Raw genomic sequence first — 22,275 nt, forward strand, 5'->3', positions numbered from 1 at the left:
ACGCGTTCAGCAACTGAGCGTGGCACCACAGCCCGTCCCCGGACGTCATGAACGACCCTTTCATGGCGTCTGACGTCATGAAAGAGTCGTTCACTGCGTCGGTGCCGGGGCGGGTCAGCTGCTGAGGGTGAAAGCCCGGTCCGTGGCCGACCAGGCGGCCCCGATCACGCCCGCCGTCTCGCCCAGCTCGGACAGCACGATCGGGAGGTTTCCGGTGGCCAGCGGCAGCGAGCGCCGGTACACCGCGCTGCGCACCTCGGCGAGCAGCTGGTGCCCGAGCTGGGCCACCCCGCCGCCGATCACCACCATCCCCGGGTTGATGAAGCAGACCAGCGAGGCGATGACCTGGCCGAGCCGTCGCCCGCCGTCACGAATGAGGTTGACCGCGCCGGAGTCGCCCGCCGCGGCGGCCCGGCCGACGTCGCGGGCGGTGATCGCCCCGCGTTCGGCGGCCGCCTCGGCAAGGTGCGCCGACCGGCCGCTGCGCGCCAGGGCCAGCCCGTCGCGGGCCAGCGCGGCGCCGCCGAAGTAGGCCTCCAGGCAGCCGACCTCGCCGCACGCGCAGGTCGGGCCGAAGTCGTCGAGCCGGATGTGCCCGATGTCGCCTGCCGTGCCCGCGACCCCGCGGTAGACCTTGCCGCCGAGCACGATCCCGCAGCCGATCCCGGTGCCGATCTTGACGAACATCAGGTCGTCGGTCGAGCGCGCGACCCCGGCGTGCCGCTCCCCGAGCGCCATCGCGTTGACGTCGTTGTCCACCGCGACCGGGCAGCCCCAGAGCCCGCCGAGGTGGTCGCGCACGTTGAACCGGTCCCAGCCGGGCATGATCGGCGGCGCGACCGGCATGCCTTCGGCGAAGCTGACCGGCCCCGGCAGCCCGATGCCCGCCGCGACCAGCCGGCCGGGTGCCTCGTCCCGGACCTTCGCGGCGAGCTCGGCGACCCGCCGCAGCACCGGGTGCGGCCCCTGCCGCACATCGCAGTCCTCGACGGCGTGCGCGAGCACTTCGCACGAAGCGTCGGTGACGGCCACACCGACCGACGTCGCGCCGACGTCCACCGCGAGCACCCGCAGCTCGCCGGCGAGCCGGACCAGCGTCGACCGCCGCCCGCCCCGGCTGGCCGACGGCCCCGCGGCCTCGACGAGCCCAACCTCGGCCAGCCGCGCCACCTCGGCGCCCACCCGGGCGCGCGGCAGTTCCAGCCGCTCCCCCAGCTCGACCCGCGACATCGGCCCCTCGTCCCGCAGCAGGGTGAGCAACCGGGTCTGGTGCCGGGTTTCGACCATCGACTGCTCCGGGGTGGGTGCCGCGCTCATTCGCCTCAGCGTAGTGCGTCGAAGGCGGCGCTTGGCTGGACCTTCACCCGGGCCACCGGGGCCGTGAACGTGGGGCCGCACAACGACGACCCGGCGTCCTCGACGTCCGTGCTCACCGCGGTCGGCCGGCTGTACGCGGCTTGAGCGTGACGCCGTGCGGCGGAGACGGTCGTCACTCCCGGTAAGTATGGTCAGGCTTACCTTATATGCTGGCCCGGCCCTGCCCCGCGGTGCCCGAACCGGCCGGGGACGACCCTTTCGCAGGACAGGACTGATCGTGCGTTCGACACCCCGGCTCTTCGCCGCGCTTGCCCTCGTCCCGTTACTGGGCGGCTGTTTCGCCGCCGGCAGCACCTCGGCCACGGACCCGGCGGCCGGCCGGCTGCGGGTCGCCTTGGCGGTGCCGCCGGCGCAGGCGCTGTCCCCGTACAGCAACGACGCCACCGTGCTGGGCAAGCTGTCCGTGGCCGAAGGACTCACGGCGCTGGATCGGGACGGAGCCGCCGCCCCCGCGCTGGCGACCTCCTGGACCCGCCAGGACGCCACGACCTGGGTCTTCCGGTTGCGCGAGGCGAAGTTCCAGGACGGCACCGAATTCACCGCCAATTCCGTGGTCGCCGCACTCGGCCACGCCGGTGCGGCCAAGACCAGGCCCCGCGTCCTCAGCGACGTGACGCTGACCGCGAAGGCCGGCGACGCCGGCACCGTCACCATCACGACGAAGACCGCCGACCCGGTGCTCCCGCTCAGGCTCGCCAGCCCCGCGCTGGGCATCTTCTCCCCGAAGGCGTACGCCGCGGACGGCACGGTCAGCCCGGTCGGCACCGGAACCGGTGCCTTCAAGATCACCCAGCTCACCGGGAAGACCCAGGCGACCCTGGAGCGCTTCGACGGCTACTGGGGCGGCAAGGCGAAGGCCGCCGGCATCGACGTGACCTGGATCGCCGACGGTACCGCCCGCACCAATGCCCTGCGCGCCCACGAAGCCGACATCGCCGAGTGGATCCCGACCGCCCAGGCGCCCCTGCTGGACCGGAACGTCCGGCACGAGGTGTCCTCCGTCCGGGCCGACAGCCTGATCCTCGACACCGCCGCCGGGATCTTCACCGACCCGGCGCTGCGGGCCGCCGCCCGCGGCGCCGTGGACGGCTCCGCCCTCGTCGGCTCGGTCTTCGGCGGCTACGCCGACGCCGCCCGGGGCCTGTTCGGGCCCGCCGTCTCCTGGGCGGCCGGTCAGCGCGTCGAGGTGAGCGGGCGGGCGCCGGCCGCGACCGTCGCGGAAACCCGGTCGAAGACCCAGGGCTGGACGCTGCGCCTGGCCACCTACACCAACCGCGCCGAACTGCCCGAAGCCGCGACCGTCGTGCAGCAGCAGCTGGAACGGGCCGGCTTCACCGTGCAGCAGGACGTCCGCGAGTACACGCAGATGGAGACCGACCTCCTCGCCGGCAAGTACGACGCACTGATCTTGTCGCGGGTGACGCTCCTCGACACCGGTGACGCGGTCGCGTACCTCGCGAGCGACTACCTGAGCAACGGCGTCTACAACATCGCCGGGCTGAAGGACGCCGGGGTCGACCGGGCCGTCACGGCGGCCGCCGAGGAAGGCGACCCCGCGCTCCGGCGGCAGAAGATCATGCGGGCCGAGGCGGAGATCCTGCGCACCGACGCCGTGGTTCCGCTGGTCCACGAGAAGGTCGTGCAGGGCGTCAGCACCGGCGTGGAAGGCGTGGTCCTCGATCCGCGCGAGCGCTCGCTGATCACCCTCGACACGCGCCTGAAGTAGTGGCGGACGCATGGCGGGCGGGCGCGGGCCGGCTCGCCGCCGGCGGTGCCCTGCTGGCGGCCGTCGCCTTCCTGCCGTGGCTGTCCGGCAACGACCCCGCGCTGACGGTGCTGCGGGCCCGGTCCGCCGACCAGGCCCCCACCGGTGAGCAGCTGGCCGCGGTGCGGGAGCAGCTGGGCTTGACCCAAGGTCCGCTCAGCCACTTCGCGCACTGGCTCGGCGGGCTGCCACGCGGGGACGCGGGCACCTCCTGGGTCTCGGGCACACCGGTCCTGCCCCAGGTCATGAGCGCCCTGGGCGTCTCGGTCACGCTGATGCTCGCCACGCTCGTGGTCACGATCGCGGTGGCCGCGCTGGTCAGCGCCCGCACGCTGGTCCTCGGCTCCCGGCGGCTGCTGCGCGACCACGGCAGCGGCACGGTGGCCGCGTCGCTCGCCGCGCTGCCCAAGTTCCTGCTCGCCTCGCTGCTCGCCACCGTCTTCGGCGTGTGGCTGGGCTGGTTCCCACCGGGCGGCTGGACCGGGCCGGCGTCCATGGTGCTGCCCGCGCTCGCCCTCGGCGTACCGTCCGGTGCGGTGATCGGCGGGCTGATCGACCACGCCCTGCCCGCCACCTTCGGTGAGCCGTGGGTCCGGACCTGGCACGCTGCCGGGTTTCCGCCGGGCCGCTTGGTCCTGCCCGTTCTGCGCGGCGCGCTGGCCGGGGTGCTCCCGCAGCTGGTGCCCAGCGTGGTCGGCCTGGTCGGCGGCGCGGTCGCGGTGGAGAAGGTCTTCACCATCCCGGGGCTCGGCCGGCTCGCGCTGGACGCCGCCCTGGCCCAGGACCTCCCGCCGCTGCAGACCGCGACCCTGCTCTTGGCCCTGCTCGGCATCGCGGCCGGCCTGCTCGTCAAGGCCCTGCGCCGCCGGCTGTCCGGGCCGGCCCTGCGCGACGGCGGGCTGGCCGCCGCACCCCCGCTCGCGCTCGGACGCCGTCGCTCCACCCGCTGGGTGCTCGGCGGCTGCCTGCTCGTCCTGCTCGCCGCCGGCCTCGCCGGGCTGCTCCGCGATCCGTCCCAAGTGGACACCGCGGCCCGCCTGCTGCCGCCCTCGGCGGCGCACCCGCTCGGCACGGACGCGCTCGGCCGCGACCTGCTGGCCCGCCTGGGGCACGGGGCGCTGCGCACGGCAGGCGTGGCGCTCGCCGTGACGGCGGCCGCCGTCGTCATCGGGGTACTGCTCGGCATGGCCGGCCCGGCCGGCGCCGGGCTGACCGAAGTGCTGTCGACGCTGCCGGCCGTGCTGGCCGGGCTGCTGACGACCGCCGTGACCGGACCGTCGGTGTGGGGCGCGGCGTGCGCGGTGTGCCTGGTCGGCTGGACTCCCTACGCCGCCCAGACCGCGGCGCTGCTCGAACAGGAACGAGCCACCGGCTACCTGCGAGCGTCGATCTCGTTCGGCGCGGGCCCGGTGCACCTGCTGCGTCACCACCTGCTGCCCGCGGTGCTGCCCGCCGTCGTCCGCAACGCGGTCCTGCGGCTGCCCACCACGATCCTGGTCCTGGCCTCCCTCGGGTTCCTCGGGCTGGGCGAGCAGCCACCCACCCCGGAATGGGGCCGGCTCCTCGCGGAGAACCAGCCGTACCTGGAGCTGGCGCCGTGGACCACCCTCGCGCCGGCTTCGGCACTCGTCCTGCTGTCCGTGCTCGCCGCGGCCGCTTCACCGCGCCGTGTGCCATCGCGAAAGCAGGTTCGCCGGGGCTAAGCTCGGATCGAACTCTCCGATGGTTACGGTCAGCGCGGCCCCAGGGAGCTTGACGACGTGGTCGAAACACCCGACATCGTTCGCCCGCCCGCCGAGCTCAGTGCGGCCCTCGCGGCCATCGGCAGCGCGACGGCCAGCGGCGAGCTCAGCCGCATGGGCATCCGCAGCGCGTTCATCCGTGGTCCGGTTTCGGTCACCCCCGGCGTCCGCGTGGCCGGTCCGGCGCTGACGCTGCAGTTCCTGCCGAAACGGGAGGACCGCTACCCCGTCGACGAGTACGAAGAACCGGAGAAGCAGCTGCACCGGCACGTCATGTACCACGCCCAGCCCGGCGACATGATCGTCGTCGACGCGCGCGGCGACATGAGCAGCGGCGTGTTCGGCGAGATGATGCTGACCTACTTCAAGGGCCGTGGCGGCGCCGGCGTGGTGATCGACGGGTGCCTGCGCGACATCGGCGAGGCCAAGCAGCTCGGCCTGGGGCTGTGGATCCGGGGCGCCACCCCGAACTTCCACGCCCAGACCGGCATCGTCCCGGCCGCCGTCAACGTGCCGGTGGCGTGCGGTGGCACGCTCGTCGAGCCGGGCGACATCGTCGTCGCCGACGACGACGGGGCGGTCGTCGTCCCGGTCAAGCTCGCCCCCGCCCTGCTGGCGGCCGCGCAGGAGCACGCGGAATGGGAGGAGTTCTCCCGGATCCGGCTGGCCGAGGGCGGCGACCTGCGGCGGTACTACCCGCTGTCGGACGAGGCCCGGCCCGAGTACGAACAGTGGCGTGCCGAACAAGGCCGGGACTGACTCATCCCTTCACGGCCCCCGCGGTGAGGCCCTCGGTCAGGAACCGCTGCCCGAACCCGTACATGAGCACGACCGGGATGCTGATCAGCAGCGAGGCCGCGGCCAGCTGCCCCTGCGGCACGACGTCGCCGAAGATCATCGACTGCATGCCGACGGGCAGCGTCTTGTAGTCGTTCTTGGTGATGAACACGAAGGCGAACAGGAACTCGTTCCACGCGTTGGTGAGCGTGAACAGCGCGACCGCGAGCAGGCCCGGCTTGGCCAGCGGCAGCACGATCCGCATGAACGCCCCGAACCGCGTGCAGCCGTCGACCAGCGCGGCCTCCTCGAGATCGGCCGGGATCGACTTGAAGTAGCCGACGAGCAGCCACGTCGCGAACGGCAGGGTGAACGTGGGGTAGGCGAGCACGAGCGACCACAACGAGTCGTTGAGCCCGATCCCGCTCATCAGCTGGTACAGCGGGATGAACAGCAGCGCGCCCGGCATCACGTAGGTGAGCAGGATCGTCACCGTGAAGCTCTCCGAACCCCGGAACTTGAGCCGCGCCAGCGCATACCCGGCCAGCGCCGCGCAGACCAGGGCGATCGCGGTGGACGCCACCGACACCAGGATCGTGTTGACGTACCAGGTGCCGAACGCCCGGCCCGTGAACAGGTTGGTGAACTGCTCGGTGCTCCACGGGGTCGGCCAGAGGTCGTCGGTGCGCGCGACGATCTGGTCGTCCGACTTGAAGGCCGTCACCGTCATCCAGTAGAGCGGGGCGAGCACGAAGCCCAGCAGACCCACGAGCGCGATCCCCGAGCCGGTGCCGCCGACCAGGCGCGCGGCCAGCCGCTTGCTCCGCGCGGCGAGCGCGGAGACGACCCGGCCGACGGCGGCCGCGAGCACCACGAACACGCCCAGCACGAGCGCGGCCTTCCACACTATGTGCGGCGACGCCCAGACCAGCACGAGGATCGAGGCCACGACGATCACCCACGGCAGCGCCCGGCGCTGGACGGGACTCAGCCGCCTGCGCCCCAGGTCGGCCGCGCCCGGCCGGTCGCTGCGTCGCATCATCCGCACGAGGATCACCACGAGGATGCCGATGATCGGCAGCATCACCAGCGTGACCGCGGCGCCCGCGCCCAGCTGCAGCTGCTGGATGGCCTTCGAGTAAGCCACCATCACGTACGGGGCGGTGGCGTCCCCCGGCCCGCCCTGGGTCATCAGCCAGATCAGGTCGAAGTTGTTGAACGTCCAGATCGACGACAGCAGCACCGTCACGATCATGACGGGACGCAGGCCCGGCAAAGTGATGTGCACGAAGCGCTGCCACGGCGAGGCGCCGTCCACCATCGCCGCCTCGTGGAGACCGCTGTCGATGGCCTTGAGCCCGGCGAGGAACGTCACCGTGAAGAACGGGATGCCCTTCCAGACGTTGACCAGGATGACCGACGGCAGCGCGAGCGCGGGATCGGACAGCCACTCCGCGGGCCACTTGTCGACCAGCCCGATCGCCGCGAGGCCGGGCCCGATCCCGGAGTCGGTGAGCAGGACGTTGACGCTGCCGAAGATCGGGTCGAGCAGCGACCGCCAGGTGAAGGCCGTGACGACCGTCGGGATCACCCACGGCAGCAGGATCACCCCGGCGATGATCGCCCGGCCGCGGCGCATGTGGTGCAGCATCAGCGCCGCGATGAGACCGAGTGTCACCTTGAAGATCTCGGCGTACGCGGTGAAGACGAACGAATTGAGCACGCCCTTGTGGAACAGGGCGTCGTCGATGAGGGCGGTGTAGTTGTCCAGCCCGACGAAGACCGTCTCCGCACCGTGGCGCTCCGTGGCGCTGGTCAAGATCGAGCCGGCGATCGGGACCAGGATCAGGCCGGCGACCAGCACCAGCGTCGGCCCGATGAACACCGCGGCGAGGCGCCAGTCGCGCCCGAACCGCCGCTGCGCGCGCGTGAGCGAGGACGACGCGCCTGGCGCCGGACGGGCCGGAGCCGGGCGCGGACGCAACACAGTCACTGCCGGTAGCCCTGTTGCTCGAAGATCTGGACGATCCGCCCGTGGGTCACGGCAACGGCGTCGGCGGGCCGGGTGCCCTGGACGACCGACTGCATCATGTCGGTCAGCAGATAGGCGGCGAGGGCGGCCTGCTCGCCGGGGCTCGGGGCCTGGGGGAACGTGTAGCCGGTCCTGGTCTTCATCGGGAGCGGCGCGCGGGTTTGCTCCCGCAGCGCGGCGAAGGCCGGGTCACCGCTCGTGTAGTACGGGTCGGAGTCCCACACCTTGTCCCACGAGGGGTTGACCAGGCATGGTGCTTCCTTCGCGACACCGAGCAGCGCGCTCCCGCCGACCATGAACTTAGCCACCAGCTTGGCGAGACCCGGGTTCTTCGCTCCCTTGAACACGACGAACGAATTGGACTCGCCGTAGGCGAGTGGCCGGTCGATCGCCGGCCCGGTGGCGCCGTTGAACGGGTGCGTGTTGGCGTAGACCGGGTTCTTCTTGGTCTTCGAGTCGGCGTAGACGCTGTACTGGTTGAGCGTGAGCCCCAGGATCCCGGCCAGCCAGTTCTCGTTGTTGCTCGAGTCGGTCCAGCTGCCGATCCCGAGTGGCAGCATCGGCTTGTACTTCGGGTTCGTGTAGATGTCGCCGATGAACGTGACGGCTTCGACGGTCTCCGGCGAGTTGAACACCACCTTCGTGCCGGTGTTGTCCGCGATCGCCCCGCCGTAGGTGTTGATGACGTTCTGGATGAAGCCGTTGGCGTCGCCGGAGCGGTTCACCGTGAGCCCCCAGCCGAAGCGCCGCTTCGCCGGGTCGGAGACCGCCAACGCGTTGTCGCGCAGCTCTTCCCACGTGTAGTAGGGCTTGAGCGGGAGCCCCTTCTCCTGGTACCAGTCCTTGCGCAGGTACATCCCGGACGCGATGAAGTGGTAAGGGATCGCGAACCAGCGCCCGTCGAACACGCAGAACTTGGTCGACGCCGTCGCGGGCTCGCCGTAGAGCGCGCGCATCTCCTCGACCACGTCGGTGACGTCGGTGAGGGCGCCGAGGTTGTGGAGCTGGCCGACGAACCGCCGGTCGCTCATGAAGGCCAGATCGCGGTTGGTGCCCGCCTTCACCTCGGCGTCCATCTTCGCGACCATGTCGCCGGCGTCGCCGGAGACCAGGTCGTTGCGGATCGTGGTGCCGGTGGCCTGCGCGAACACCTGCAACGACTTGTCCAGCGCCTTGTTGGCGGCCTCCGAGTACAGCTTCTGCGAGAGCATCCCCACCGACCCGCCGCGGAGCGCGGCAGCCTGGTCGAGCAGCGCTTTGGGCACCTGGACGTCGACCTGTGGCGGGGCGGCGGGGCCGCTTCCGCAGCCGGCGAGACCGAGCACGCCCAGCGCGCTCACCCCCAGGAAGGTGCGTCTCGACCACTCCGTGTTCTCTGCCATGACAACTCCTCATACCGACGGGGCGACGGTGCAACCGGCGGGACAGCGGGGCGAGTGCCGCGCTGCGGGTCGTTCATGCGGCGAAGGACGCCGTACTGCTGATGCGTTGTCCTGGCAGCCCGTCGAACAGCCCGGTCGCGCCACGGGGCCGCCACAGCGGCACCGGGCCCGCGGCGGGCACGGCGTCAAGTGCCAGAGCTGCCGCCCGTTCCGCGGAGTCGAACGCCCGCTGGACGACCATCGCGTTGGCCACGCTTTGGGCAACGCTGCCGACCGGCCGCCCGCCGAACTGCACGGCGTCGGCGAAGTCGACGAGTTCCGCGCGGTAGCCGTTGTCGCTGCCGCGGAAGACCATCGTGTGGGTGGTGGCGTCGGGACTGCTGCGCGTCACGCGGCGCTCCGACTCGGATCCGGCGAGCACGAGCACGCCCTCGGTGCCGTACAGCCGCATCTCATTGGGTTCGGGCGGCACCGGGATTTCGGGGAAGGACGCGGTGTAGTTGCCGATGGCGCCTCCGGTGAAGACGAGGTTGAGCGTGAGGTCCGACGGTGCGTCGATCGTGCTGTTGGCTGCCTGTACGGCACCGTGCACCCGGGCGATGTCGCCGCACAGCAGCCGGATCTGGGCGATGTGGTGCACGCCGAAGTCGAGGTGCACGCCACCGCGGTACTGCGGCCGCTGTCGCCACGGCGTGCCGGTGAACCCGCCCGCCCGGGGCACCGACCGGCCGGCGTGCCGCCACGCCATCAGGTGCGGGCGGCCGATCGCGCCGTCGTCGAGCAGCGCACGGGCGTAGCGCAGATCATCGCGGTAGAAGTAGTTCTCCCCCACCACGAAGGTGCGGTCCGGGTGCCCGGCCGCCAGGGCCAGGAAGCCCGCGGCCTGCTCCGCGTCGGCACCGGCCGGCTTCTCGCAGAACACGTCCTTGCCTGCCGCGAGCGCGTCGCACGCCACCTCGTACAGGTGCGGGATCGGCACCGAGATCAGCACGGCGTCCACGTCGTCGCGGGCCAGCAACGCGGCCCGGTCGGCGGCGGCCCGGGCCGGCTCGACCCCGCTGTAGCCGGCGAACCGCTTGCGCTGGTCCACAGAGGCGTCGGTGAACGCGGTGACGACGAACCGATCGGCGAGCCCGCACAACGCCGGCCAGTGCAGCTTTTCGACCGCGAGCCCGGTGCCGATCAGCCCCAGCCGGATCGGCCGGATCGCAGGTGCTGCCATGGCTCGTCCGTCCTCGTCATCGGTTCCGGATCGGTCGTGCAGTGTGTCAGCGACGCTTGCTTCGCTGCCCCTTCTCCGCGAGGAGCGTGGAGTAGTTGTTGCTCAGGTGCCTGCGCATCGCCGCCCGGGCACCTTCCGGATCGCGCGCCACGAGCGCCTCGTAGATCTCCGTGTGCTGGGCGGTGGCGCGGTGCAGCCCGGCCGGCGCCTCGTTGGTGACGCGCCGGCTGGCCGTGCCGAGCCAGCGGGCGGAGTACATGATCCGGTCGAGGATGCGGTTGTCGGCCGCCCGGCAGATCTCCATGTGGAATTCGTGGTCGACCTCGAGGTAGGCCTCGGGGTCCGTCTCGAGCGCCGCCATGCGGCCGATCTCGTCCCCGAGCCGGGCCAGCGTCTCGTCGGTGATGCTGGCCGCGGCCATGGCGGCCAGTTCGGGCTCGAGCAGTGCGCGCATCTGGTGCAGTTCCTGCAGCAGCTCCTCGACGCTTTCCGTGGGCAGCCACTCGATCAGCAACGGGCTCAGGTAGTCCCACTCCGCGCGGGGGCGCACGACGACGCGGCGGCCCTGCGCGACGTCGACGATGTCGAGCGAGGCGAGGATCTTGAGCGTCTCCCGCGCCACCACCCGGGAGACCCCGAACTCACTCGAGATCTCGAGCTCCGACGGGGCCCGGCCGTCCTCGATTTCGCCGCTGACGATGCGCCGGGTCAGGTGGGCCGCCACCTGCACCGGAAGAGTCCGGACCTTGACAGCGTCCGGAGACTCTTGTCTCCTTGGCATGTCATCAGCTTATAGGACAAGTTGAGCTTCGCGACAGTCCGTTTTTCGGCACTACCCGGCGGCGGGAGAGCAATGCGGATCGTGAACGTGACGACGGCGGTGGTGGCCTACCACGGTGAGGCCACGCTGGTGCGGATCGACACCGACGAGGGCCTCAGCGGGTTCGGCGAGGCCAATCCCGATGCCGGCGCGGGTGCCGTCGTCGGGATGATCGGTTCCCTGACGCCGCTCCTGATCGGCGAGGACCCGCGCAACGTCGAGCGCTGCTGGGAGAAACTGCGCCGCAGCAAGGTTTTCGCGGGCGCCCAGGGCGGGGTGTTCGTGATCGCCCTGTCCGGGATCGAGCTCGCGCTGTGGGACCTCGCGGGTAAGGCCGCCGGGCAGCCGGTCCACCGGCTGCTCGGCGGGAAGTTCCGCGACCGGATCCGCCTCTACGCCGACTGCGGCGACGGCGACGACCCGGCGGGCTCGATCGCCGGCTGCGTCGACCGGGCCCAGCGGATGGTCGCCGAAGGCTTCACCGCCCTCAAGTTCGACATCGACGACCTGCACCACCCGGCCAAGTTCGACGCCTTCAACCACACGATCAACGCCGCCGAGCTGCGCTCGATGGTCGAGCGCGTGGCAGCGGTCCGGGAAGCGATCGGACCGGACGTCGAGCTGGCCATCGACCTCCACGCCCGCTACGACGTGCCGAGCGCGTGCCGGATCTCGTGGGAGCTCGAGCCGTTCCACCTGATGTGGCTCGAAGAGCCGCTGCCGGCGGAGAACATCGACGCGCTGGTGCGGGTGCGCGCGCAGACCCGCACGCCGATCTGCGCGGGAGAAAACCTTTACCTGCGCTGGGGATTCCGCGAGCTGCTCGAACGCGGCGCCGTGGACGTGATCGAGCCGGACGTGCCGAAGTGCGGCGGCCTCGCCGAGGCGAAGAAGATCGCCAACCTCGCGGAGCTGCACTACATTCCCTTCGCACCACACCTGGTGTCGACACCGCTGGGCACGATGGCCACCTCGCACCAGTGCACGGCGATCCCCAACTTCCTGGTCCAGGAATGGCACGCCCTCGAGGAGCGCGCGGTGTGGGACAGCTACGTCCACGCCCCCGACGGCAGCGGCTCGATCGTCAAGGACGGCTACATCACGCTCCCCGACACTCCCGGCATCGGCGTGGAGCTCGACATGGACGGCGTCCGGGCCCACGCCGTCGCGGGCTACGGGGTGTTCGAGTAGCGGAGCCGATCACCCGGCCGCGCGCGGGAGAAGGACCTCACAGCCGTCCTCATTTCGCGAGCAAGGTGAGCAGCCGGGCCACCTCGTCCCGGACCGCGTCCCGGCCGGGGGCGATGTAGCGGCGGGGGTCGGTGAGAGCCGTGTGCGCCCCGAGCGTCGAACGCACAGCTTCGGTGAGCACCTGGTTCAACCGCGTTCCGATGTTGACCTTGGCGATGCCGCTCGCCACCGCCCCGCACAGTCCCTCGTCGGGCACGCCCGAGGAACCGTGCAGCACGAGCGGCACCGGAACGCTGCGGGCGAGCGCGGCGATCAGCTCCTCGTCGAGCACCGCACTGCGGTCGGCCATGGCGTGCGACGATCCGACCGCCACCGCGAGCGAGTCCACGCCGGTCGCGGCGACGAACTCGCGGGCCTCGGCCGGGTCCGTGCGCACGCCGGGCGCGTGGGCGCCGTCCTTGCCGCCGATCTCGCCGAGTTCCGCCTCGACGCGGCAGCCCTGGGCGTGGCAGCGTTCGACGACGGCTTTCGTCCTGGCCACGTTCTCGGCGTAGGGCAGCGCGGCGGCGTCGAACATGACGGACGTGATGCCCAGGTCGAGCCCCTCGCGGATCAGCTCCTCGTCCTCGACGTGATCGAGGTGGACCAGGACGGGCACGGTCGCGGTCTCGGCCAGCCGCAGGCAGGCGAGCGCGAACGGCGCGAGCGAACCGTGGTAGCGGACGGCGTTCTGCGAAATCTGCAGCACCACCGGGAACCCGCTGCGCTCCGCGCCGGCCACGACGGCTTCGGCGTGCTCGATCAGGATCGCGTTGAACGCCCCGATCGCGCGTCGCTGCGCTCGCAGGTCGTCCAGCACCGTGGCCCAGTTCATCGCATCCTCTCCACCTTCACGGCACTGATCCACCGGTCCCTGGCCGCGACGTCGATCTCGCCGGCGACCGGCCGCAGCACGGCGGCGGCCGACGTGGCGACCACGTCCGCGAGAGCAACCGGCCAGTCCACTTCGGACACTCCACCGGCGGCGGCCAGCTGTAGCGCCAGCGCGGCGGCTCCGGCGTCTCCGGCACCGGCCGAGTTGCCGGTGACGACCTCGGCGGGCCAGGCGCGCCAAGCACCCCGGGCGGTCACGGCGATCGCCCCTTCGGGGCCCAAGGTCGCGACCACCGCCGGGGCTCCCGCGGCCACGAGGTCCTGACAGGCGTCGACTCCGGGTCCGGCCAGTTCCGCCAGCTCGTCCTCGTTCGGCATGAGCACCGCCCCGCTGCCGGCGGCCTCGCGGAGGGCGGCGCCGGAGACATCGGCGATGACCGGCACGTCGTGCCGGGCGCACAGCCGGGCCGCCGTCGCCGGGACGTCGGCGCTCAGGCCCACCGGCACGCTTCCGGAGATCACGACGGCTCCCACCCCGGCCGCGAGCTCGGCGCGGAGAGCCTCGAGGATGCCGGTTTCCGCGGTCGCGTCAACCGGGGAGCCGGCCTCCTGCACCATCGTCGTCCCGTCGGCGGGAGTCACCACCGCCACGGTCCGCCGCACCGCGGGCAGCGCCGGGACGAGCCGGTGGGCGAGGCCCAGCCGGTCCAGCCCGTCCCGGAACTCGTCGGGCGTCCGGGTCGTGGTCAGCGCCAGCACCAGGCTCCGGCCGCCCAGTTCGCGGACCACCGCCGCGACGTTGACGCCCTTGCCGCCCGCGCGGGACCGGACGCCCGATACCCGCGTGGTCCCGCCGAGGTGCAGCGCGTCGGCCCGGTAGGTCACGTCGATCGCGGGGTTGAGGGTGATGGTGACGATCCGCGGCGTCATAGCGCGGCGCTGCCGAGGACCGGCTCGGTGGTCTTTTCCGCGCGGTACACCATCAGGGTCGAACCGGCCAGGGCCAGCACGATGCCCGCGATCTGGAACCCGGTGGGTGCGGCGCCGAAGAACAGCAGCGACAGGACGATGGTCAGCACAGGAGCGAGCGCGTTGGTCACCGGCGCCACGATCGACGCCTTGCCCCGGCTCATCGCCATCACGAGGAACAGCGCGCCGACCGAGTTGAGCAGCTGGGTCCCCGCGGTGAGCGCGGGCGCCTGCCACGGAAACGCCAGCGGGAGCCCGCCCATCATCAGCACCGCGACCGGGATCAGCAGCAACCCGCTGACGGTCATCCAGCCGAACGTCGAAGCGTCGTCCACCCCGGCGAGCGCGGCCTTGCGCATGAAGAACGCCTGGACACCCCACGCCACGCAGACTCCCGCGGCCAGCACCAGGTAGAGCCACCCGCTGTCGCCGCCGTCACCGGTGGAGACGGAGAACAGCACGACGGCGACGAGCGCGAGCAGCACGCCGGCCCACGACCACCCGCCGAGCCGTTCCCGCAGCACGGCGAACGCCAGCAACACCGTGACCGCGGGCGAAAGCGCGACGATCGGGAAGATCACGTAGGCCGGTCCGATGGTGAGGGCCTTGAACAGCAGCAGCTGTCCCCCCGCCCCGGTGAGCCCGATCAGCAGCCCGTACCCGGCGGCGACCCGGCCGCGGTCGAACTTCTTGCCCCGCAGCGAGAACCACGCGGGCACGAGCATGGTCAGCGCCCAGACCACGTACACCATCGGGTCGGGGTAGGCGTAGAGCTTGGTGGGCAGGCTGGAAATGGCCCCCCACACCCCCCAGAACACCACCAGCAGTCCCGCGTACGGGATCCAGCCGCGGGTGGGCACACCTGATCCGGTCATCTCGGCTCCTCAGTGAGGCAGGGACGCGGTGGAGTGGACTTGCCCGGCACGCAACGGGTGTCCGTGCAGGCGTGCCGCGTAGAGCGCGGCACCGATGTGCGGTTCCAGCAGTGGCTCACGCAGGTCGTACTCGAGGGAAAGCGCGTCGCGGAACGACGACAGCACGTGCGCCGACCCGAACATGCCACCGGAGTACGACACCGGAACCCGTTGTGCGGCGTCGAATCCGAGCGCTCCCCGGCCGACATCCACGAGCAGCGCGAGCTCCCGCCCGGCTTCCCGGAGCACTCCGGTCGCGACCGCGTCGCCGGCCTCCGCGGCCCGGGCCACGACCTTGCTCAGCGTCGCGACCTTGCCCCGGTCGCCGTGCCACTGGTTCACGACGACGTCGATCGCGTCGAAGTCGGCGGCGAGGCCGAGGGACTGGCGCATTTCCGCCACGAGCGGCCCGGCGGGCAGCCGCCCGTCGACCATGCGGCTGAACGCGTTCAGGCCCTGGATCGCCACCCAGTAGCCGGAGCCTTCGTCACCGAACAGCTCGCTCCAGCCGCCACCGCGCCACTGCTTGCCTTCGTGCTCGCCGTAGGCGATCGAGCCGGTGCCGGCGACGACGTTGATGCCGTCGATCGCCCCCAGCGACCCGGCCCAGCCGCAGATCATGTCGTTGCCGCAGCGATAGTTTCCCGAACCGAGGATCCTGGCCGGTACCGCGTCGAGCACCGGCACGTCGGCACTGATCTCCCCGTAGGCAGGCAAGCCGAAGAAGGCGTACGTGATGTCCGAGACCGGAATACCCGCGGCGTGGCACACTTCGCCGATCCCCTGGCGCAACAGGGGTTCCACGATCTGCAGACCTTCGCTCAGGTAGTACACGCTCGCGGTCCTGGCCTCCGCGACGACCCGGCCGTCGAGATCGACCAGGCAGAACGCCGTCTTCGTCCCCCCACCATCGACACCGAGGAACACTTCAGCTCACCTCCGGAGGCGCGAATTCGTGGATGACCACGCCCTGCACGACGCGGTTCACCTCCCCTTCGGGGAACGGGTTGTCCGGGGTGACGCCGAGGGCGAGCGAGCAGGCGAGCGCCGTGGTCTGCGCGGCGATCACGACGAGCAACGCGTAACCGGCAACGGGTACGCCGGGTGGCGAGGGCACGGGCCAGATCCGTGCGCCACCGACCTCTCCCGCGTCGTCCCCGCCCACCACGACCACCCGCTCCTCGCCGAGTGACTGCACCAGCTCGCGCGCGATGTCCACGTCATAGCGCCGCGCGTGCGGATCGATGGAGAGGAAGACCACGGCGATGGTGCGCTCGTCGAGCACCGACTTCGGTCCGTGCCGGAAGCCCAGCGCGGAATCGGCGAGGCCGACCACCTCACCCCGGGTCAGCTCGAGGCACTTGAGCGCGGCCTCCCGGGCCAGCCCGCGAAGCGGCCCGGAGCCCAGGAACACCAGCCGGGCCGGCTTGGCGCCGGAAATCGCCGGCGCGTGTTCCGCGGCACCGTCGAGCACCGCCGACCCGGCGCGCGCCAGCGCGTCGACGTCGACGTCCACGCCGAAGGCGAGCAGTGCCGCCAGCGCCATCCCGGTGAACGAGGAGGTCATCGCGAATCCGCGGTCGTTGACCTCGTCCGGAAGGTTCACGACGACCGCGTTCCCGGCGCCGGACCACCGCCGTGCCAGCCGGCCGCCCGGGTCGCACGTGATCACCAGGTGCCGCAGCTCCGGCGCCAGCCGCTGCAGCAGGTCCGCCGCCGCGACGGACTCGGGGCTGTTGCCACTGCGCGCGAAGGACACCAGCAGGATCGGCCGGTCGTCCACGACCACGGCACCCGGGTCGGCGACGATCTCCGTGGTCGCGATCGCCTCGACCGGCCGGCCGAGGTGGCGCGCGAGATCGCGGGCCACGACCTCGCCGACGAACGCCGAGGTACCCGCACCGGTGAGCACGATCCGCCACCCGGAGAGCCCGATCAGCTTCCCGATTTCCGGCCGGGCCCGCCGCACGGCCTCCGCCACCCGGATCCAGGTGGCGGGCTGCTGCTCGATCTCCCGCGCGGTCCAGCTGTCGCCGGGCCACCGCCCGCTGCTCTGCATAGGTGTTGCCTCCGATTTCCGGGACGTTCTCCCGGAGACTCATCCGCTCCCCGCGCCAGGGGCAAGGTTCGGTGTCCAAATGCGCATCCGGATTGAGCGTTTCGCCGGCTGTCGTAGGCTCGGCCCATGTCCACGCGGAAACGGCGCACCACCCGGGCCGAGCGGCTCTCGGAGCTGTTGCGGGTGCTCGCGGACACCGGTTCGCTGCACGTGGGTGAGCTCAGCGCGCGGTTCGGCGTCTCCTCCGCCACGCTGCGGCGCGATCTGGCCAAATTGGCGGAACAGCGGCTGCTGACCCGCACCCACGGCGGCGCGCGGCCCCGGGGGCACACGAACGAGGTGCCGCCGCCCTACCGGGAAAGCCGTTCCCGGGACGCCAAACGCGCCATCGTGCACGCGGCGATCCGCACGTTGCCCGCCGGCAAGCACGTCATCGCCCTGACCGGCGGCTCGACCACGAGCGAACTCGCCAGGGAGCTGCCGGGCCGGGCGGATCTGACGGTGGTCACGAACGCGTTGAACATCGCGATGGACCTGGCCCTGCACCCGCGGCTGAAGCTGGTCGTCGTCGGTGGCGTCGCCCGGCCGCAGTCCTACGAGCTGGTCGGCCCCTGGGCCGAGCACGTGCTGGCCTCGATCAGCGTCGGAACGGCTTTCGTCGGTGTGGACGGCATCGACGCGACGGCGGGCATCACCACCCACGACGAGAACGAGGCCAGGACCAACCGCGCCATGCTCGGCCGCGCCCAGCGGGTGGTCGTGCTGGCCGACGGCAGCAAGCTCGGGCGGACCACCCTCGCCCGCATGGGTGACATCCAGGACGTGCACGAGGTCATCACCGACGCCTCCGCCGCACCCGGCGCGGTCGCGGCGATCCGCCGGGCCGGTGTCCGGGTCACCGTCGTCGAGGTCGGTGCCACCGCGGAGCGGTGAAACGCGCATCGCGAATGCGCGTTTCGTTGACCGCGGTGATCGTCCTGCCTACCTTTCGCCGACAACAGCCCCGACGATGATGGAGTCCGGATGAAGCGTTCTCTCCCCGTCCCCGGCAAGCGATTCGCTTCTTTCACGGCGGCGGGCGCACTGGCCGCCGGCCTGCTCGCCGCGGCCGCCGCCCCGGCCTCGGCCGCGGTCACCCTGCCCCCGCAGGCCGCCGGGTTCGACTACCAGATCGGCGGCGCCTACACCCCGCCGTCCGGGGTGCAGATCGTCAGCCGCGACTTCTCGGCGGCCCCCGCGAGCGGCAAGTACAACATCTGCTACCTCAACGCTTTCCAGGCGCAGAAGGGCGCGGACGGCGAATGGCAGAGCGACCTGCTGCTCCGCGATGCGAACGGCAACAAGGTAGTCGACCCTGACTGGAAGGAAACCCTGCTCGACCTGCGCACCGCCGACAAGCGCAGCCGGGTGGCGGCCAAGGTCGGCAGCTGGATCGACACGTGCGCTTCGAAGGGGTACCAGGCGATCGAGCCGGACAACTACGACAGCTACAGCCGGTCCAAGAACCTGCTCACCACAACGCACGCGCAGGAGTACATCAAGCTCCTGTCCGCCTACGCCCACGGCAAGAACCTCGCCATCGCCCAGAAGAACACCCCGGAATTGGCCGGCAACCGGGTCGCCAACGGCCTCGACTTCGCCGTCACCGAAGAATGCGGTGAATACGAGGAGTGCGCCGACTACGCCGGCCCGTTCAACAACCGGGTGGTCGACGTCGAGTACACCGCTTCGGGCATGAGCAAGGGCTGCCCGGAGTGGAAGAGCAAGATCAGCATCGTCCGGCGTGACCTGTACGTGGTGCCCCAGGGGACGAGCGGGTACGTCCGCAAGACCTGCTGACGCGCGCACCTTGACACGTTCGATCGCGCTCGCTTTACTGCTGTCCACGTCGCAACGAACACCCGACGTCAGAGGTATGCCCAGCCGGTATGTCGGTTCCCCCGCGAGCCCGGACTGAGTCGCCAGGACCTCTTCGAGAGTCCGAGGCGGGGTCGTGCCCACCATCATCCGGAGTTTTCGATGATGTCGTTTCCGTTCCCCGGCAAGGCACCCTGATGGACCGCCGCGGATTCCTGCGCGGCGCCGGCGGTCTGGCCCTCGGTGCCGCCCTCGCCGGCTGCGGCCCGGCGCGGGCCACCGGGGGCCCGGTCACCGTCGAGATCTGGCACGGCCAGACCGACACCGGCAAGAAGGTGCTCGACGCGCTCGTCGCGGACTTCCACCGGACCCACCCCGGGATCCGGATCGACCTGGGCGGCGGCGTCCTCGCCGACGCGATGCTCCAGAAGATCACCGCGGCGCTCGCGTCCGGGTCGTTCCCGGACATCGCCTACGTCTTCGGTTCGGACCTCGCCAGCGTGGCGCGCAGCCCCAGCGTCGTCGACGTCACCGGCCTCGTCGACGCGGGCCCCGGCTTCTGGGCACCGGCCCGGGAAGCGGTCACCGTCAACGGCCGCGTCCGCGCGGTCCCGGCGCTGCTCGACTCACTGGCCGTGGTGTGCAACAAGGAGCTGTTCGCCAACGCCGGGCTCCCGTTGCCCGCCGCGGGCTGGACGTGGGCCGACTTCGTCGGCACAGCACGGAAACTCACCGACGCGGGCAGCGGCACCTTCGGCACCGCCTGGCCCGCCACCGGCGACGAGGACACCGTGTGGCGGCTGTGGCCGATGATCTGGGACCTCGGCGGCGACGTCATCGGCGCCGGCGGACGCGGCATCGGGTTCGCCGACCAGGGCGTCCGTGTCCTCGAAGTCGTCCGCGACCTCGCCGCGGCGCACGCCGTGTACCTCGACCCGAAGACCGGCAGCGAGCAGATGTACCAGGCGTTCGAAGCCGGTCACATCGGCATGGTCGCGACCGGCCCGTGGCAGCTGCCGGACATCACCGACGCCGGGATCGACTACGCGGTCGTGCCGCTGCCGAGCTTCAGCGGCCGTCCGGTCACCATCTCCGGCCCGGACACCTGGACGCTGTTCGACAACGGCGAAGAGCGCGTAGCGGCCGCCCAGACGTTCCTGTCCTGGCTGGCGGACCCGGCCCAGGACGTCCGCTGGGACGACGGCGCGGGCAGCCTCCCGCTGAGCCGCCGGACGCAGCAACTGCCCGCGTGGCAGGAGAAAACCGCCGAGACCCCCGGCCTGCCGGTCTTCGTCGACGCGCTGGAGAACGCTCGCGTCCGGCCCGTGCACCCGGCCTACCCCCAGGTGTCGCAGGCCCTCGGCACCGCGATCGTCGCTGTGCTACTCGGCCGGGCGACGCCGGCCGACGCGCTGCGCGACTGCGCCGCGGCCGCGAACGCCGCCTTGATCATTCCGCGATAGGGAGCCGCCATGCCCGGACTGCCGAGGCCCATCACCGTCACACCCGTACAACACCGGCGGCGCCGTGAGACCGCGACCGCGTGGGCGTACGTCTCCCCCGCCGTGCTCATCATCCTCGGCCTCGGCGTGGTACCCGTGGCTTGGTCGCTCGTGCTGTCCTTCCAGGCCGACGACCTGGTGACGCCGAGCCATTGGGTGGGCCTGGACAACTACGCCGCGCTCGCCCAGGACCCGCACTTCGCCCAGGCCGTGGGGAACACCGTGCTGTACACGGTGCTCTACGTCCCGCTCAGCATCCTGTTCGGGTTCCTGCTGGCGCAGGCGCTGAACCGGCGCATCCGCCTGGTCGGCGTCTACCGGACGCTCGTGTTCGTCCCGTTCGTGCTGTCGGCGACGGCCCAGGGCGTGCTGTTCTCCTTCATCCTCGACCCGCAGTTCGGCGCGGCCAATTCGCTGCTGCACCACCTCGGCGTGTCGCCGCAAGGCTTCCTGACCGACCCGGCGCAGGCGCTGCTGGTGCTGGTCGGCATCACGCTGTGGAGCGGGACCGGCTTCTGTGTCGTGGTGTACCTCGCCGCGCTGCAGGACGTCCCGCCGTCGCTGGTCGAGGCCGCGCGGCTGGACGGTGCCGGAACGTGGCGGGTGCTCCGGCACGTGACGCTGCCCGCGGTCACCCCGGTGACGGCGTTCCTCGTGCTGTGGCAGCTGATCACGTCGCTGCAGGTGTTCGACCTGGTCTACGTGACGACCAAGGGCGGCCCGCTCGGCTCGACGACGGTCATCGTCTACTTCGTCTGGGAGCAGGCGTTCAAGAACTTCACCGCCGGCTACGGCGCGGCGTCGGCCTACGTGCTCGCGCTGGCCCTGCTGGTCGTCGTGGTCGCGGTTCGCGTGCTGCGCCGTCCCGGGAAGGCGCTCCGATGACGATACAGCCGACACGGCCCGCCCGGCTCGACGTGTCCGCGACCCACACCGCGCTGCCCGTGCTGCGCCGGCCCCGGCTGCCCTTCAGTCCCTGGCACCTGCTGCTCGTGCCGCTGGCGCTGCTGTTCGCGGCGCCGCTGGTGTGGCTGCTGCTCAGCTCCGTGATGAGCAACGCCGAGATCAACCGGTTCCCGCCCGCGCTGTGGCCGTCCCATGTGGACTTCTCGGGGTACCGCTATGTCCTCGACAACGCGCTGTTCGTGCGCTGGTTCACGAACTCGCTGATCGTCTCGGCGGTGACCGTCGTGTCGAACCTGCTGTTCGGCACGCTGGGCGGGTACGCGTTCGCGCGGATGCGGTTCACCGGCTCGCGGACACTGCTCGCGCTGATGGTCGCGACGATGGCGATCCCCTTCCAGCTCACCATGATCCCGACGTTCCTGGTGATGAAGAAGCTCGGCCTGATCGACACCCTCGGCGCGCTCATCGTGCCGTCGCTGGTGACGCCGTTCGCGGTGTTCCTGCTGCGCCAGTTCTTCCTGTCGCTGCCCCGGGAGCTCGAAGAGGCGGCGTGGATCGACGGCTGCTCGCGGTTGCGCGTGCTGTTCACCATTGTGCTTCCGCTGTCGCGGCCCGCGCTGAGCACGGTGGCCGTGCTGACGTTCCTCAGCACGTGGAACGACCTGACCTGGCCGCTGATCGCCGTCAACCACGACACGACCTACACGCTGCAGCTGGGGCTCACGACGTTCCAGGGCCAGCACCACACGAACTGGGCCGCGGTGATGGCGGGCAACGTCATCACCGTGCTGCCCGTGCTGCTGGCCTTCCTCGGCGCGCAGAAGACGTTCATCCAGTCGGTCACTTCCAGCGGGCTCAAGAGCTGACTGTCCACTTCGCACAATCGG

The 22,275-nt window shown here is 71.4% G+C and carries 20 protein-coding genes; 9 read left to right on the forward strand and 11 right to left on the reverse strand.

Going from position 1 to position 22,275, the window contains the following annotated elements:
- Nucleotides 1–114: 114 nt before the first annotated feature.
- Entirely contained in the window at nucleotides 115–1,317 is a 1,203-nt protein-coding gene (locus A3CE_RS0106340; RefSeq protein WP_026468215.1) for an ROK family transcriptional regulator, read from the reverse strand.
- A 5-nt stretch (nucleotides 1,318–1,322) separates the two neighbouring features.
- Nucleotides 1,323–1,493: a hypothetical protein gene (locus A3CE_RS56180; protein WP_157376772.1), complete on the reverse strand. Its 171-nt coding sequence runs from the start codon at nucleotides 1,491–1,493 to the stop codon at nucleotides 1,323–1,325.
- A 101-nt stretch (nucleotides 1,494–1,594) separates the two neighbouring features.
- On the opposite strand from A3CE_RS56180, the gene A3CE_RS0106350 reads away from it, so the two are divergent.
- The 3 genes from A3CE_RS0106350 to A3CE_RS0106360 are packed head-to-tail and all read left to right on the forward strand — an operon-like array spanning nucleotide 1,595 to nucleotide 5,643.
- Nucleotides 1,595–3,103 (forward strand): ABC transporter substrate-binding protein, encoded by a 1,509-nt coding sequence (locus A3CE_RS0106350; RefSeq protein ID WP_020639232.1) that lies wholly within the window; start codon nucleotides 1,595–1,597, stop codon nucleotides 3,101–3,103.
- Nucleotides 3,103–4,845 carry an ABC transporter permease subunit gene (locus tag A3CE_RS50265; RefSeq protein WP_020639233.1) on the forward strand — a complete coding sequence of 581 codons (1,743 nt, stop codon included), beginning with the start codon at nucleotides 3,103–3,105 and terminating at the stop codon, nucleotides 4,843–4,845. The genes A3CE_RS0106350 and A3CE_RS50265 overlap by 1 nt, the downstream gene beginning before the upstream one ends.
- Before the next feature lie 57 nt (nucleotides 4,846–4,902).
- Nucleotides 4,903–5,643 carry a ribonuclease activity regulator RraA gene (locus A3CE_RS0106360; protein WP_020639234.1) on the forward strand — a complete coding sequence of 247 codons (741 nt, stop codon included), beginning with the start codon at nucleotides 4,903–4,905 and terminating at the stop codon, nucleotides 5,641–5,643.
- Between the two features lies 1 nt (nucleotide 5,644).
- Here A3CE_RS0106360 and A3CE_RS0106365 read toward each other — a convergent pair whose 3' ends face one another.
- From A3CE_RS0106365 to A3CE_RS0106380, 4 genes are all read right to left on the reverse strand, one after another.
- Nucleotides 5,645–7,654, reverse strand: a complete 2,010-nt coding sequence (locus A3CE_RS0106365) for an ABC transporter permease (RefSeq protein ID WP_020639235.1) — start codon at nucleotides 7,652–7,654, stop codon at nucleotides 5,645–5,647.
- Nucleotides 7,651–9,075 carry an extracellular solute-binding protein gene (locus A3CE_RS0106370; protein ID WP_020639236.1) on the reverse strand — a complete coding sequence of 475 codons (1,425 nt, stop codon included), beginning with the start codon at nucleotides 9,073–9,075 and terminating at the stop codon, nucleotides 7,651–7,653. Before A3CE_RS0106370 ends, A3CE_RS0106365 begins: the two co-directional genes overlap by 4 nt.
- Before the next feature lie 73 nt (nucleotides 9,076–9,148).
- Nucleotides 9,149–10,297 (reverse strand): Gfo/Idh/MocA family protein, encoded by a 1,149-nt coding sequence (locus A3CE_RS0106375; RefSeq protein WP_020639237.1) that lies wholly within the window; start codon nucleotides 10,295–10,297, stop codon nucleotides 9,149–9,151.
- A gap of 46 nt (nucleotides 10,298–10,343) precedes the next feature.
- The gene (locus tag A3CE_RS0106380; RefSeq protein WP_245589439.1) at nucleotides 10,344–11,078 is read right to left on the reverse strand and encodes a FadR/GntR family transcriptional regulator; all 735 of its coding nucleotides are present in this window, start codon (nucleotides 11,076–11,078) and stop codon (nucleotides 10,344–10,346) included.
- Between the two features lie 72 nt (nucleotides 11,079–11,150).
- Here A3CE_RS0106380 and A3CE_RS0106385 point away from each other — a divergent pair, with 72 nt between their 5' ends.
- On the forward strand, nucleotides 11,151–12,308 hold the full coding sequence (locus A3CE_RS0106385; protein ID WP_020639239.1) for a mandelate racemase/muconate lactonizing enzyme family protein: 1,158 nt from the start codon (nucleotides 11,151–11,153) through the stop codon (nucleotides 12,306–12,308).
- Nucleotides 12,309–12,357: 49 nt separating this feature from the next.
- Here A3CE_RS0106385 and A3CE_RS0106390 read toward each other — a convergent pair whose 3' ends face one another.
- The 5 genes from A3CE_RS0106390 to A3CE_RS0106410 are packed head-to-tail and all read right to left on the reverse strand — an operon-like array spanning nucleotide 12,358 to nucleotide 17,123.
- Entirely contained in the window at nucleotides 12,358–13,182 is an 825-nt protein-coding gene (locus tag A3CE_RS0106390; protein ID WP_020639240.1) for a class II fructose-bisphosphate aldolase, read from the reverse strand.
- A complete protein-coding gene (locus tag A3CE_RS0106395; RefSeq protein ID WP_020639241.1) occupies nucleotides 13,179–14,111 on the reverse strand; it encodes a 1-phosphofructokinase family hexose kinase in 933 nt (310 codons plus the stop codon). Before A3CE_RS0106395 ends, A3CE_RS0106390 begins: the two co-directional genes overlap by 4 nt.
- Entirely contained in the window at nucleotides 14,108–15,025 is a 918-nt protein-coding gene (locus A3CE_RS0106400) for a DMT family transporter (protein ID WP_043790712.1), read from the reverse strand. Before A3CE_RS0106400 ends, A3CE_RS0106395 begins: the two co-directional genes overlap by 4 nt.
- Before the next feature lie 9 nt (nucleotides 15,026–15,034).
- The gene (locus A3CE_RS0106405; protein WP_020639243.1) at nucleotides 15,035–15,991 is read right to left on the reverse strand and encodes an N-acetylglucosamine kinase; all 957 of its coding nucleotides are present in this window, start codon (nucleotides 15,989–15,991) and stop codon (nucleotides 15,035–15,037) included.
- 1 nt (nucleotide 15,992) lies between these two features.
- A complete protein-coding gene (locus A3CE_RS0106410; RefSeq protein ID WP_020639244.1) occupies nucleotides 15,993–17,123 on the reverse strand; it encodes an SIS domain-containing protein in 1,131 nt (376 codons plus the stop codon).
- A gap of 126 nt (nucleotides 17,124–17,249) precedes the next feature.
- Here A3CE_RS0106410 and A3CE_RS0106415 point away from each other — a divergent pair, with 126 nt between their 5' ends.
- The 5 genes from A3CE_RS0106415 to A3CE_RS0106435 all read left to right on the forward strand — a co-directional run bounded on the left by A3CE_RS0106415 (nucleotide 17,250) and on the right by A3CE_RS0106435 (nucleotide 22,254).
- A complete protein-coding gene (locus A3CE_RS0106415; protein WP_020639245.1) occupies nucleotides 17,250–18,056 on the forward strand; it encodes a DeoR/GlpR family DNA-binding transcription regulator in 807 nt (268 codons plus the stop codon).
- Nucleotides 18,057–18,146: 90 nt separating this feature from the next.
- Entirely contained in the window at nucleotides 18,147–18,962 is an 816-nt protein-coding gene (locus A3CE_RS0106420; RefSeq protein WP_020639246.1) for an endo alpha-1,4 polygalactosaminidase, read from the forward strand.
- Between the two features lie 215 nt (nucleotides 18,963–19,177).
- Complete coding sequence (locus A3CE_RS0106425) at nucleotides 19,178–20,443, forward strand: ABC transporter substrate-binding protein (RefSeq protein ID WP_020639247.1); 1,266 nt, start codon at nucleotides 19,178–19,180, stop codon at nucleotides 20,441–20,443.
- 9 nt (nucleotides 20,444–20,452) lie between these two features.
- A complete protein-coding gene (locus A3CE_RS0106430) occupies nucleotides 20,453–21,367 on the forward strand; it encodes a carbohydrate ABC transporter permease (protein ID WP_020639248.1) in 915 nt (304 codons plus the stop codon).
- Nucleotides 21,364–22,254, forward strand: a complete 891-nt coding sequence (locus tag A3CE_RS0106435) for a carbohydrate ABC transporter permease (protein WP_020639249.1) — start codon at nucleotides 21,364–21,366, stop codon at nucleotides 22,252–22,254. Before A3CE_RS0106430 ends, A3CE_RS0106435 begins: the two co-directional genes overlap by 4 nt.
- Nucleotides 22,255–22,275: the final 21 nt, after the last annotated feature.

Source organism: Amycolatopsis balhimycina FH 1894, assembly GCF_000384295.1.
Lineage (GTDB): Bacteria > Actinomycetota > Actinomycetes > Mycobacteriales > Pseudonocardiaceae > Amycolatopsis > Amycolatopsis balhimycina.